Origin of the sequence: Agrobacterium sp. DE0009, assembly GCF_007680755.1 — a bacterium.
Taxonomy (GTDB): Bacteria; Pseudomonadota; Alphaproteobacteria; order Rhizobiales; family Rhizobiaceae; genus Agrobacterium; species Agrobacterium tumefaciens_B.
Window position 1 is genome coordinate 239,504 of record NZ_VEIU01000004.1, and the last position, 13,273, is coordinate 252,776.

Annotated in this window: 8 protein-coding genes; 6 read left to right on the forward strand and 2 right to left on the reverse strand. The window is 58.9% G+C overall.

Translation table 11 applies throughout. The features are described 5' to 3' along the window. Window positions 1–12: 12 nt before the first annotated feature. Window positions 13–1,623 carry an ABC transporter substrate-binding protein gene (locus FS804_RS16615; RefSeq protein ID WP_144577852.1) on the reverse strand — a complete coding sequence of 537 codons (1,611 nt, stop codon included), beginning with the start codon at window positions 1,621–1,623 and terminating at the stop codon, window positions 13–15. Window positions 1,624–1,996: 373 nt separating this feature from the next. Here FS804_RS16615 and FS804_RS16620 point away from each other — a divergent pair, with 373 nt between their 5' ends. Further along, window positions 1,997–4,702 (forward strand): DNA translocase FtsK, encoded by a 2,706-nt coding sequence (locus FS804_RS16620; protein WP_144577854.1) that lies wholly within the window; start codon window positions 1,997–1,999, stop codon window positions 4,700–4,702. Between the two features lie 89 nt (window positions 4,703–4,791). Next, complete coding sequence (locus FS804_RS16625) at window positions 4,792–5,868, forward strand: Ldh family oxidoreductase (protein WP_144577856.1); 1,077 nt, start codon at window positions 4,792–4,794, stop codon at window positions 5,866–5,868. Between the two features lie 39 nt (window positions 5,869–5,907). On the opposite strand, the gene FS804_RS16630 is transcribed toward FS804_RS16625, so the two are convergent. Beyond that, window positions 5,908–7,902, reverse strand: a complete 1,995-nt coding sequence (locus tag FS804_RS16630) for a bifunctional diguanylate cyclase/phosphodiesterase (RefSeq protein ID WP_144577858.1) — start codon at window positions 7,900–7,902, stop codon at window positions 5,908–5,910. A 316-nt stretch (window positions 7,903–8,218) separates the two neighbouring features. On the opposite strand from FS804_RS16630, the gene FS804_RS16635 reads away from it, so the two are divergent. The 4 genes from FS804_RS16635 to FS804_RS16650 all read left to right on the forward strand — a co-directional run bounded on the left by FS804_RS16635 (window position 8,219) and on the right by FS804_RS16650 (window position 13,267). Then, window positions 8,219–9,265 (forward strand): class I SAM-dependent methyltransferase, encoded by a 1,047-nt coding sequence (locus tag FS804_RS16635; protein WP_186376840.1) that lies wholly within the window; start codon window positions 8,219–8,221, stop codon window positions 9,263–9,265. Window positions 9,266–9,357: 92 nt separating this feature from the next. Next, on the forward strand, window positions 9,358–10,182 hold the full coding sequence (locus FS804_RS16640; RefSeq protein WP_144577860.1) for a bifunctional allantoicase/(S)-ureidoglycine aminohydrolase: 825 nt from the start codon (window positions 9,358–9,360) through the stop codon (window positions 10,180–10,182). A 165-nt stretch (window positions 10,183–10,347) separates the two neighbouring features. Next, complete coding sequence (locus FS804_RS16645) at window positions 10,348–11,853, forward strand: sensor domain-containing diguanylate cyclase (protein ID WP_186376841.1); 1,506 nt, start codon at window positions 10,348–10,350, stop codon at window positions 11,851–11,853. Window positions 11,854–12,088: 235 nt separating this feature from the next. After that, on the forward strand, window positions 12,089–13,267 hold the full coding sequence (locus tag FS804_RS16650; RefSeq protein WP_144577864.1) for an efflux RND transporter periplasmic adaptor subunit: 1,179 nt from the start codon (window positions 12,089–12,091) through the stop codon (window positions 13,265–13,267). Window positions 13,268–13,273 lie beyond the last annotated feature (6 nt).

Consider the following 13,273-nt stretch of genomic DNA (forward strand, 5'->3'; position numbering starts at 1 on the left):
CACCCCTGTTCCTCAGCTTTCGACCGCCGTATCCGCCCAGTTTGAAACGGCCCAGCGTGGGTTGGTGGCGATCTGTTTCACCGTGTCGCGTGCGACGGTGATAAAGCCCCATTCGGCGACGTTGATCAGCGGCAGGTCGGCCGCAACCTGCTTCTGGAAATCCTTGTAAAGTGCGGTGCGTGTCGTGGCATCCACCGTTGCGGCTGCCCGGTCGATGAGTTCATCGAGAGTCTTGTTCTCGTAACCGCCCTGGTTGGAGAATCCGACGCCTGCCGGAATGCCGGAGCGCACCAGGATGGTGGTGGAGATTGCCGGATCGCCGCGGAAGACCGGCGGCGCGACGGCGAGGTCGAAGGCGTGGTCGGTATAAACCGCTTTCTGGTGGGCCGCTGCATCATTGTTGACAAGTTCAGCATCAATGCCAATTTCCTGAAGCGCCTGGCGAAGATACGAACCGAACTGCTTGGTTTCGTTGAAATACGGCGCGGGCAGAAGCTTCAAGGAAAAGCGCTTGCCATCCGGCCCCCGCGCATATCCCGCCTCGTCAAGCAGAGCGTTTGCCTTGGCAACATCGAAATCATAGGTCTCGACGTCACCTGTGTAGAATTCCGGCGCATTCTTCGGTACAGGGCCCGTCGATGCCGTCGCGTAGGCGAGGAAGACCTTGTCGATGACGAATTTCTTGTCGATGGCGTGGGCGATGGCTTGTCTGACTTTGAGGTCTGCCAATTCCTTGCGACGATGGTTGATTTCGACCACCAGCTGGTAGGTGAGGGCCTCGTATCCATCGGCGATCACCTTGATACCCTCCACCTTCGAGATGCGGGCGAGGTCGGCCAGGGGAACGGCGGAGAAGGCCGCGAGCTGGATTTCCTCCGCCTCCAGCGCGGAAGCAGCTCCCGCCCGGTCCGGCAGGACGCGATAGATGATCTCCTCGAGGTGCGGCTGATCCTTGCCCCAGTAATTCGCATTGCGAGTGAGACGATAATATTCGCCAGGCTTGTACTCGGTAAAGACGAAAGGTCCGGTGCCGACCGGTCTGGTATTGGCGGGATTGGTGGCGATATCCGTGCCTTCATAAAGATGTTTCGGTACGACGCTGGTGACGACCGGCAGCGCGTTGCGGATCAGCTGGAACGGCGTCGGCTTTGAAAAGCGGAAGATCGCCGTGTGATCGTCCGGTGTCTCCACCTTCTCCAGATTGGCAAAGACCAGCCGTCCGAGGTTCTGCAGCGGTTTCCAGACCGACAGCGCCGAAAAGGCAACATCCGCAGAGGTGAAAGGCTTGCCGTCATGCCAGGTCACGCCTTCACGCAGCTTAAAGGTGGCGCTCAAGCCATCGTCCGATCCCTGCCATTCGGTCGCAAGGCGCGGCTCCAGCCCATCCTTGCCGTTAAAAGAAGCTTCCGCCAATGGCTCGATGATCTTGCTGGCGATGTAGAATACACCGTTGGAGGCGACGATTGCCGGATTGAGATTCTTCGGCTCCGAATCGGCTGCTACGATCAACCTTCCTCCAGGTGTCGCCTGCTCCGCGGCGGCAATGCCTGCCAGCCCCGTTGTCGCGGCCAGAAAAACCGAGGTCTTGAGCAACGAACGGCGGGAGAGTTGGACAGGTGACATGGTTCACTCCGGAAATGGGGCCGAGCGGATGTTTAATGGGGCCGCGGCCGACCGATCTTAAGGCTGTAATGCCGGCAGTGTCCACGTTAATTCTATGGCTTTACAGCAATGATTTTACGTTGCGCGCGCCTTTGCGGAAACAATATGCCTCACGGACCCAAGGCGCTTTTCCACGCTTGCTTCTCTGCCTCTAAAATGGCGCAAAAAACCCGGTTTTTACACAACAAAATCAATAAGGTGATTGGAATATTCCTTCGGCGCGGGTTCTCTCAGCACCTTGTGGCTGGCTCGAAAAATTGCCGCCGCCGTCCCGTTTGGAAAGGGGTAATTAACCTTTATTTTTTATTTCAGGGAGACCGAAATATGTACGTTTATGATGAGTGTGCACGCTGCCATGAGTTTCTCCCGATCCAGATTCCAGAATTCGTCCAATAGCGTAGGGGAGGGGAGCGAAAAGGCTCGTCATGCCGGCGGCCAGGTGGTTGCCGGTCAGCCGTCGGCCACAGTGAAGGCGAGTGCTGCGTCTCGGCCCAACGCCGATATCAGTGCTGCCGATGCCATTGAAGGCCGCGCTGAAATGCCTGGCTGGCAGAATGCATTCGTGCTCGGTCCTAATGTCCGTTTCACCCGCACGCCCGAGAGCGCGTTCAATCGACGTATGCCGGTGGAGACGCCCAATCTGCCTGAGGAGGAGCTGCCTGTTGCATCGCTCGAGCCGATAGACTCGGAGCCGGTAACGCAGCAGCAGTCAGTGGAGCCGCATGGTGCTCCTGTCAGCGAAGTCACGGTAAGGCCGGCCGAGCAACGTGTGCCGCCGCCACGCATGCCATTTCTGCCGCAGCCGCCGGATGCCCGGGGCGCAAGGGCGCTAACCTATAAGTTGCGGCTTGAGCTTGCCCGCAAGCAGGCTGAAGAGGCCGCAGCCGCAACAGTGATGCCGGTGTCAACCGATCTGTCCTCGGCCGGGGCAACGTCTGCGCGCCCAGCCGTCTCTCCAGTCGAGCCATCCTCCGTGGCGCCGGCTGTTGAGGCGACGCAGCCTCCCGTGCCACAGGTGGTGATTCCAGCTTTCGCCGCCCATCTGCCGGATGAGCTTTTCTGGGAGGTGATGACGCTCGATCTGCCGGACAGTGCTGGCGAGGGCATCGTCGCGTCCGCGCGGCAGGTTCTGGCAAGCTCGGTTGTCGCGGCACCTGCCACCGCCGCGCCGAATACCATTTCGTCATCCCCGGCCCCCACCATCGTTCTATCGGCTGAGCCGCCTGTTGTCAGCGTGCCGGGCGGTTCGGCCATCCGGCTTTACCGTGAGATTGGCGTTCGCCAGTCCATCGCGCCCGCCGTCCTGCCGGTCGCGGCACAGGAAGTCTCGTCGGCGCCGGTCGCGGAAGCGCCCAGTGTCGTCGAGCCGCAAGGGCGTGTCGAGCAGGTCATGCCGGCCGAGAGAGTTGCCGTCGAGCCGCGCTTCACGCCGCGCGCTCCTATTCAGGCTTCACAGCCGATGTTCCGCGAAGCGCCCGTTTTCGCAGATGGCGAATACGAGTACCCTTCGATCGACCTCTTGCAGGAGGCGCGTGTCCAGCAGACCACGACGATGACGCCGGAAGCGCTGGAACAGAGCGCTGGACTACTGGAAAGCGTTCTTGAGGACTTTGGCATCAAGGGGGAGATCATCGATGTTCGCCCCGGTCCGGTTGTGACGCTTTATGAATTCGAGCCGGCGCCTGGTGTCAAATCCTCGCGCGTCATCGGTCTTTCGGACGATATAGCCCGCTCCATGTCGGCACTGTCGGCGCGCGTCGCCGTGGTGCCCGGCCGCAATGTCATCGGCATCGAATTGCCGAATCCGGTGCGTGAGACTGTTTACCTGCGCGAGCTGATCGAGGCGACCGACTATGCCGAGACGCGTCAGAAACTCGCGCTTTGCCTCGGCAAGACGATCGGCGGCGAACCTGTCATCGCTGAACTGGCGAAGATGCCGCACCTGCTTGTTGCCGGCACCACCGGTTCGGGCAAGTCGGTCGCCATCAACACCATGATCCTGTCGCTGCTCTATCGTCTGAAGCCGGAAGAGTGCCGCCTGATCATGGTTGACCCGAAGATGCTCGAGCTTTCCGTCTATGACGGCATTCCACATCTTCTGACGCCTGTGGTGACGGATCCGAAAAAGGCCGTCATGGCCTTGAAGTGGGCTGTGCGCGAGATGGAAGACCGGTATCGCAAGATGTCGCGTCTCGGTGTCCGCAATATCGATGGCTACAACGCACGGGCCGCAGCCGCCCGCGCCAAAGGTGAGACGGTGTTCTGCAACGTCCAGACCGGTTTTGACCGGGCGACCGGCGAGGCGGTCTACGAGCAGGAGGAAATGGACCTCACGGCCATGCCCTATATCGTCGTCATCGTCGACGAGATGGCCGACCTGATGATGGTGGCGGGCAAGGAGATCGAAGGCGCAATCCAGCGCTTGGCGCAGATGGCGCGTGCTGCTGGTATTCACCTCATCATGGCCACCCAGCGTCCTTCGGTCGACGTCATCACCGGCACGATCAAGGCAAACTTTCCAACGCGCATCTCCTTCCAGGTGACGTCGAAGATCGACAGCCGGACTATCCTTGGTGAACAGGGTGCGGAACATCTCCTCGGCCAGGGCGACATGCTGCACATGATGGGCGGCGGCCGTATTGCCCGTGTTCACGGTCCTTTCGTCTCCGATGAGGAAGTGGAAAAGGTCGTTGCGCATCTGAAGACGCAGGGCCGTCCGGAATATCTCGGCACCGTTACGGAAGACGCCGATGAGGCCGACGAAGAGGCGGAAGAGGAAACGGCGGTCTTCGACAAGTCCGCCATGGGCGAGGATGACAGCGACGACCTCTACGAAAAAGCCGTGAAGGTGGTGATGCGCGACAAGAAGTGCTCGACCTCCTACATCCAGCGCCGCCTGTCTGTTGGCTACAACCGTGCTGCGTCGCTGGTCGAGCGCATGGAGCAGGAAGGTATCGTCGGACCCGCTAACCACGTCGGCAAACGCGCCATTATCGTTGGCGAACGGCCTGCCTACGATGCCGTGGGATCGGAAGACTGATCGAGCAGTCGAGGCGCGGAAATGCATTGCAAAACCGCGACCCTTGAATAGCTTGTGCAGCGTCTATTCTGGAATGGGGAGATTCCCTCATGGCGCACGGCGACGAAAAAGCAGCGGTACATGCGAGGCTGGGCGAGTTGGGGCGGTTTTGCCGCGCCGTTTTGCTTGCCGCGGGGACCGATGAAGAGACGGCCGGCGCGGCAACGCGCGCCATGATGCATGGCACAAGGCTCGGTGTGGACAGCCACGGCGTTCGCCTTCTCGCCCACTATGTCACCGGTCTCGAAGGTGGCCGGCTCAATGGGCGGCCGCAGATCAGCCGCGTTTCCGGCTTCGGCGCGGTTGAAACTATCGACGCTGACAACGCGCATGGTGCCCGCGCCACCTATGCCGGGATGGAAAGAGCCATGGCGCTGGCGGAAAACTTCGGCATTGGGGCGGTGGCCATCCGGAACTCGTCGCACTTCGGACCTGCCGGTGCTTATGCCCTGGAAGCCGCTCGACAGGGATATATCGGCCTTGCGTTCTGCAACTCCGATAGTTTCGTGCGCCTTCATGACGGCGCCATGCGTTTCCACGGCACCAACCCGATTGCTGTCGGCGTGCCTGTTGAAGACGACATGCCCTGGCTGCTGGACATGGCGACCAGTGCGGTGCCCTATAACCGCGTTTTGCTTTACCGAAGCCTTGGCCAGCAATTACCCCAAGGAGTAGCCTCTGATGGAGACGGCGTTGACAGCCGCGATCCCAACGCCGCTGAGATGCTCGCGCCATTAGGCGGTGAGTTTGGCTTCAAGGGTGCCGCGCTTGCGGGGATGGTGGAGATTTTCAGCGCCGTCCTCACAGGCATGAAACTCAGCTTTGACATAGGGCCGATGGGCGGCCCCGATTTTTCCACGCCGCGGGGGCTTGGCGCCTTCGTTCTTGCGCTGAAGCCCGAAGCTTTCGTGGAACGCGGGACGTTCGATGCCGGCATGAAACGTTATCTTGAAGTTCTGCGCGAGTCTCCCGTGCGCGACGACTGCAAGGTCATGGCGCCGGGTGACCGGGAGTGGGCAGTGGCCGCTAAGCGGGAAAGGGAAGGCGCGCCTGTCGACCCCGTGACGCGCGCGGCTTTCCTGGAACTCGCCGCGAAATTTTCGGTCGATCCGCCCGCCTATCAGTAATTCATCTTCTCGCGATAGGCTTCCACAGCTTGCGATCAGCTAGGCGGGGCGAAGCATCATCATGGGACGCGGAAAGTGTGTTGTGCTCGCGCCCAAGCGCTCCGCAGCGACCGGACGTCCGATATAGTAACCCTGCGCGTAATCAATCTCCATCTGCCGCACCAGTCTCAGTTGCTCTTCGGTCTCGACACCTTCGATCAGGATCTTGTGCCCGCGATTGCGAATGAGGCGGATCATATCCTGCAGCATCGCCCGTCCGCGCGGGGTCATGCTGTCGTGCAGGAACGAGCGGTCGATTTTCACGGTATCGAATTCTGTCATGCGCAGCCATGAAAGGCCGGCAAAACCGGTTCCGAAATCGTCCAGCCAGATGTTGATACCGAGCGTCTTGAGGTCGTTCAGGCAGCGAAGCACGTCCGAATGCATTTCCATGTCGACGCCTTCGGTGATTTCGAAAGCGAGTCGGTTTCCGGCGATACCTGCCTCTACCAGAATGGCCGCTACGGACGTGGCGAATCCAGGATTTTTCAGCTGCATCGGCGAAACGTTGACGCTGACGACGGATACGCGATCATCGGCCAGAAGCTGTTTGCAGGCCGCCTTGATGGTCCACAGACCAAGTTCCATGATCGTGCCGGTCCGCTCGGCTATCGGAATGAAGATGCCGGGTGCCACGGGGCTGCCGTCCAACAAGCGGAGGCGCATTAACGCCTCGACGCCCTCGGTCTGGTTGGTCGAAACATTGAGTATCGGCTGATACACAAGTGAAACGAGATCCTCCGCGACAGCAATTTTCAGAAGGGCGGCAATATTCTCGGTCTCGTCACTGGTTTGCGGATCGGCCGGATCAAACAGTTTCATGCAGTTGCGGCCGTTGCCCTTGGCGATATAGAGCGCGCGGTCGGCCTCGTTGATGATCTTTTCCAGCTTTCCATCGGGGTTGGCGCGGGTGAAGGATGCGCCGATGCTCACGGTGACGATGAAGGTTCCGTCGCGGCGCTGGTCATGCGCGAGCGACAGGCTTTCGACGGTATGACGGATCGTCTCGGCAAGCTCGCCCACTTGCTGCCTGGATTTGAATGGCGCAAGGACGATAAATTCCTCGCCGCCATAGCGACCGATAGAGGCCCTGTGTTCGCTGATCGCGTCCTGGAGTGCGTTGCCAACGGTAATGAGGCATTTGTCGCCTTCCTGGTGACCGTAACGGTCATTGTACTTCTTGAAGAAGTCGACATCGATCAAGAGGACGGCGAAGCCTTCTCCCTTCTTGCTCCAATTATCCCAGAGCAGGCGCAGTTGATGGTCGATCGCGCGTCGGTTTTGCAGGCCGGTCAGGGAATCGGTGTTGGAAAGCCGCAGCAGGGCTTGCCCGCGCTCATCCGCCGCCTTCTGCTGCGCCTTGGCCTCAAGGGCGTTGACGAAGACCTGGTAGCGCTCCCGGTTGAGATTCCAGTTCACGTAGGACGTGAAGACAAAACAGGAAATGTAAAACGTACCGAAGGCGAATTTGTAAAAGGAATCCTCCGGAAACTGCATCGCTGCCAGAAAGTAGGTGGCGAGGATAATGCCAGAGGATATCAGGGACAGGTGAAACCGAAAGGTGAAGAACAGATTGGCGCCCATCATGAAGATAGCCCCGAAAACCATGTAATAGGACATGTTTTCGATTTTGTCGGTCATGAGGGCAGGGACGAGCCATCCAATATAGCCCATCACCAGCGCCGCAGCGCAGGTAAGATCGAGTGCCGCGGTGCTGGCGCCCCGGCTTAGCTGGACCTCGAGAGTGAGAAGACACGACAATACGACGATCCATCGCGCCAGAATTGTCTGGAAGGCGACGTCGGGTATCAGAACGATGTCTGAAGCGGCAAACAACAGATAGATGAAAACAGCGGTCCAGAGACCCCGGCGGATGGAACCGCGGCGGCTGCGCTCACCTTCCTGCTGGTAGAGGGCAAGAAGTTCATCAGAAAACCGGGAGTCCGGCCGCCGATAGTCTTGCCGTCCACTCACCTCTCCCACTGTGTGCTTCATGCACTTTCCCATAGTGTTGCGTCTACTTTATCAAGTAACTGCTTATTCCACTTTTCCGTGTGCTTTTGCACCCACTGCGGGTTTCCGCCGATCTCTGCCGATGTAGCCCGAGACCAAGGAAAGGAAGAACGCATCATATGTTCGCAGCATTAAGTTTCACTAAATTGCGTATCTACTTTCTCCCGTCATCGTAAGTGTGACCAAAAAAATACGCTAATTTACTAATCTATCCCTACACCGCCGAAAATTCGAAAGCGAGTGGCCTTCCAGTTCCCAGAAACGTATAGTTAACAATGTGTTAATACTGGAGGCTGATGTGGTGCGGGTAAAGAAGAAAAGTCTGGACGGAGCAAGTTTGATCACCCCGGATACTGTCGCAAAAGAGGTTTTTGCGCGCAGAACGGAAACGTTCGATGAGCAGTTTGCCATTGCGAAAGCAGAAACGGCGCTCATTCTCGAATTGGCACAACAGCAATTCGACAACGGTATTTTAGCGCATGAGATAATACATCGAACGGCAGGAGCACTGCATGGTTTGAGAGAGAAGCTCCACTCAAGCGTGTGGGCTGAACTGATCCCCCTGGTGCAGAATCACCCGGTCTCGGCCAGGTTCCTGGAGGATCCGTTCACGCGCTGGTCTTTCGAAAAACCGCGCGGCTATTCCGGCGACGCGCAGTTGCTCGATTTCATTTACGGTCACGCCAGTGTTGCGGATCTGGTCAATAAGGCCAGCCCGCTTGGTGCTGCGCTTTACAATTACACGAAAGACGCCAGTTCCTCTGTCGCGGTTCGCGAGCGGCGCGATCTGCTGACCAGATTCGTTGACGAGGCCGCAGCGCAGCATGGCAAGGAAACCGAAATATTGACCATTGCGTCCGGGCACCTGCGCGAGGCAGACGCGTCCGTCGCGTTGAAAGAGGGGGGAATCAAGCGCTGGGTGGCGCTCGATCAGGACCCCTTGAGTGTCGGTTCCGTCGCCCGCGATTTCAACGGCACGTGCATTGAGGCCATCGATGGCTCCGTGCGTGATATCGTCCTTCGCACACAGGCGCTTGGCAGCTTTGATCTGATCTATGCCGCCGGCCTCTACGATTATCTGAATGACAGGGTCGCCATCAAACTGACCCGCCGCTGCATGGAGATGTTGAAGCCCGGCGGAATGTTCCTCTTCGCCAATTTCTCGGAAGACATCGTTGTCGATGGTTATATGGAGACCTTCATGAACTGGGCGCTGCTGCTGCGCTCGAAAGCGGATATGTGGCGGATCGTCAACGCCAGCGCCGAACCCTCCTCCATAGAGGCTGACGTGTTCTTCGGCGAAAATCACAACATCGTTTATGCGACTATGCGCAAGAAGGTGTGACGGTCTTCCAACCGGTCTTTTCTGGCCAATAACCATTTGCTTAAACCTCGGCGCGGCCGTAAGAATCCGCGCCGAATGCGTTGCAGAATGGAATGGCTGAAATGAAGAGATATTATTCGGATATGGGTGGTCTGCCGGGACAGACGGAACTTTTGTCGAGCAAGGCGGTGTTCAAGACCGCCTACGCGGTCATTCCCAAAACCGTCATGTCCGATATCGTGACGAGTGTGCTGCCGCACTGGACGGGCACGCGAGCCTGGATCATCGCGCGCCCGATGACAGGTTTTTCCGAGACTTTCGCGCAATATATCGTCGAAATCCAGCCAGGTGGCGGCAGCGAACGGCCGGAGCCGGACGCAAGGGCTCAAGCCGCGATCTTCGTCGTCGACGGTGAAATGACCATCGAATTTGAGGGTGAGCAGCACGCGTTGCGGGAAGGCTCGTTTGCCTACCTGCCGGCGGGCGCGCGCTGGCAGATCAAGAATTCCGGTCCCGCGCCAGTCAAGTTTCACTGGGTTCGCAAGGCATTCGAGGCAGTGGACGGCCTTGAGGCGCCGCCAGCAATCTTTTCGCATGAAGACGACGTCGCCATGTCGGCCATGCCTGAAACGGAAGGCAAATGGGCGACGACCCGTTTCATCGATCCGGAAGACGTCCGTTACGATATGCATCTCAACATCGTCACCTTCGAGCCGGGCGCGACCATTCCCTTCATGGAGACCCATGTGATGGAGCATGGTCTCTATGTGCTGGAAGGCAAGGCCGTCTACCGTCTGAATGAGGACTGGGTGGAAGTGCAGGCCGGCGACTTCATGTGGCTGCGTGCCTATTGCCCGCAGGCTTGTTATGCGGGTGGACCCGGCCGCTTCCGTTACCTGCTTTACAAGGACGTCAACCGTCACGTGAAGCTTTGGTAACGGCTTCCCGGCCACATGCCCCAGGAATTATCGCGCAATCCGGCGGTTCGCGCGATAAACGCTTGCGTTCAATCTCATAACCCTAATAAATCGGGTGACACAGTCAGTCATACCGTCGTGCGGCCTTTCGGCCTCCATCCGCATTTACCCAAGAAGAATGCCCGCATGAGTGAGACGATCGATACCAATATCTTCAATCTTGCCCCGGTGGCGATGTGGATAGAGGACTTCAGCGCGGTGAAAAGCCAGTTCGATATCTGGCGGTCGCAGGGCGTGGACGATATCAGGGCGTTTCTTCTGGAAGATTTATCCCGGGTAGCGGCCTGCTCGCAGAAAATCCGCGTCATCAAGGTCAACGCCAAGACGCTCGAGTTGTTCGAGGCGCGCGATCAGGTGCACCTGGTCGAGAATCTGCATCGCATTTTCCGCGACGACATGCTGGAAAGCCATATCAACGAGCTTTCCGAGCTCTGGGCAGGCAAAACTGAATTTACCAGCAACGCGGTCAATTATTCGATCGGCGGCAAGCGGCTCGATATTCAGCTGCGCGGCACGGTTCTTCCCGGACATGAGGAAACGCTCGATCGGCTGCTTCTGACGACCGAAGATGTGACGGAACGGGAGGAAGCGCGGCGCAAGGAGCTTCTCAACCGCCGTTATGCCGAAGGCATGTTCAAACATTCGCCGATTTCCCTGTGGGTAGAAGATTTCAGCCGGGTTCGCCGGTTGATCGAAGAGGTGCGAGAGCGCGGCATCGTCGATTTCCGCGTGTTCATGGATGTGCATCCTGAATTCGTGCGGCAATGCATGAGCGAAATCCGCGTCATTGACGTCAACCGCGCAACGCTGGATTTGTTCTGCGCGCCGGACCGGCAGGTTCTGTTGCAGCGGCTTGGCGACATTTTCCGCGGCGAAATGGAAAAGCCGTTCCGCGAACAGTTGATCGAGCTTTGGAACGGCAATCTCAACCACCATCGCGAGGTGGTGAATTACGCACTCGATGGTTCCGAGCGGCATCTTCTCCTGCATTTTTCGGTCTTCCCGGGCCATGAGCGAGACTGGTCTCTGGTGCAGGTAGCGCTGACAGACATCACGGCGCGCAAGAAGGCGGAAGCCTATCTTGAATACCTCGGCAAACACGACGTGCTGACCAAGCTGCACAACCGCGCCTTTTATTCCGACGAGCTGAATCGGCTGGAGCGCAGCACGGTCCGTCCCGTATCGGCCATCGTTATCGACCTTAATGGGCTGAAGGACGCCAACGACAAGCTGGGTCACGATGCCGGTGACGCGCTGCTGCGGCGCATGGGGGAGGTGTTGAACGGCGTCGTTACCGCACCCAACCACGCCGCGCGCATCGGTGGCGATGAGTTTGCCATTCTTCTGCCTGGCGCCGACAAGCAGGTGGCGGCAGCGATGGTTGATACCGTTTACGAGCTGCTGAAGATCAACAATCAGTTCTATTCCAGCGCGCCCCTCAGCCTGTCGCTGGGTGTGGCAACGAGTGAAGCCGGGGAAACGATGGAATCGCTTGTGCGCCGCGCGGACATCAATATGTACGAGCATAAGAACGCTTATTATGCTGCTCTTCGCAGCCGCTCCGCGGACAATAGCGACGAGACGACAGACGGGGCGCAGACGGAGCCGGGCTCCCTGAAGCGTCAGCTCTGACAAAGGCGGCATACCCGCTTCATCTCCGTCATCTGGCGGCTGGTTCAAATTCAAGCAGACCGGTGCTCCGTGGTCGCGTGCTCTCTTTGAGGCGTGTTGCCGCTGCCTTCCTTAAAATTCAGGTTTCACAAGCGCGTGAAACCCTTTTTGCGATGCAACAAATGTGTTGCCGGGATTTTACATACGTCTTAGTATGTATGTAAACAGGACGTATTTTATGGATTCGGAGCGCAGTATGGCGAAAAGATTGGGGCAGATGGTAGCGGTGTTCTTCACGGGCATCGTTCTTGTCGGATGTAGCGACGAGCAGGCTGCTGCACCCGGCGCTCCGCCGCCTGCTGCGGTCAAGGTCGTGACCGTAAAGCCGGAAGAGCTGCCGATCACGAACGAGTTGCCCGGCCGCATCGCCCCTACACGACTTGCCGAAGTTCGTCCGCGTGTGTCTGGCATCATCGTCGAGCGCGTGTTTGAACAAGGCTCGCTCGTGAAGGAAGGCGACGTTCTCTACCGGATCGATCCCGCGCCATTCCAGGTGCGCGTTGACAGTGCTGAGGGAACATTGCGCAGGGCACAGGCAGCCCAGCTTCAGGCGCGGCAGACGGCCGACCGGCAGCAGCAGCTGCGCCGTTCCAATGTCGGTTCGCAACAGGAGTTCGACAACGCCATCGCGCTGCTTGCCCAGGCCGATGCAGAGGTGGCAGTGGCCGAAGCCGGTGTCGCGGAAGCGAGGCTCAACCTTCAATATGCCGATGTGAAAGCGCCGATCAGCGGCGTGATCGGTCGCGCGCGCATCACGGAAGGTGCGCTTGTAAGCGCTACCGGTTCGGAAAGTCTGGCAACGATCCAGCAGCTCGATCCAATCTATGCCGACTTTACCCAACCGGCCGCCGACCTCATTCGCCTGCGCAAGGCGCTTCAAGACGGCCAGCTGATGACAGGGCCCAATGAGGCGGAAGTTAACCTGTTGTTCGATGACGGCAGCCGTTACCCGGTTCCCGGTCGCCTGTTGTTCTCGGAAGCGGCTGTGGACGAAACGACCGGTCAGGTAACGCTGCGTGGCGAATTCCCCAACCCGAACGGCGATCTGCTGCCGGGCATGTATGTTCGCGTTCAGATTCAGCAGGGCATTCAGAAGGCGGCTTTCGCCGTGCCGCAGCAGGCCGTGCAGCGTGACGCCGGCGGGCAGGCGAGCGTGCTGGTTGTCAATGCCGAAGACACTGTCGAACAGCGCCGGGTGAGCGTCGGACGCGCCATCGGCGACCGCTGGGTTATCTCCGACGGCTTGAAGGACGGCGACCGGGTTGTTGCCGAAGGCTTCCAGAAGACGGCTCCCGGCGCCAAGGTAAAGCCTGAAGCGTGGTCTGCCGAGCCCGTCGTCGCTGCCGAGAGTGCAGCGCCGGCTCAGAAGCAATAAGGACCG

Excerpts from the sequence above, each read along its gene's own strand:
- FS804_RS16615 (WP_144577852.1), bottom strand. The coding sequence starts at position 1,623 with ATGTCACCTGTCCAACTCTCCCGCCGTTCGTTGCTCAAGACCTCGGTT.
- FS804_RS16620 (WP_144577854.1), top strand. The coding sequence starts at position 1,997 with ATGATGAGTGTGCACGCTGCCATGAGTTTCTCCCGATCCAGATTCCAG.
- FS804_RS16625 (WP_144577856.1), top strand. The coding sequence starts at position 4,792 with ATGGCGCACGGCGACGAAAAAGCAGCGGTACATGCGAGGCTGGGCGAG.
- FS804_RS16630 (WP_144577858.1), bottom strand. The coding sequence starts at position 7,902 with ATGAAGCACACAGTGGGAGAGGTGAGTGGACGGCAAGACTATCGGCGG.
- FS804_RS16640 (WP_144577860.1), top strand. The coding sequence starts at position 9,358 with ATGGCTGAAATGAAGAGATATTATTCGGATATGGGTGGTCTGCCGGGA.
- FS804_RS16645 (WP_186376841.1), top strand. The coding sequence starts at position 10,348 with ATGAGTGAGACGATCGATACCAATATCTTCAATCTTGCCCCGGTGGCG.
- FS804_RS16650 (WP_144577864.1), top strand. The coding sequence starts at position 12,089 with ATGGCGAAAAGATTGGGGCAGATGGTAGCGGTGTTCTTCACGGGCATC.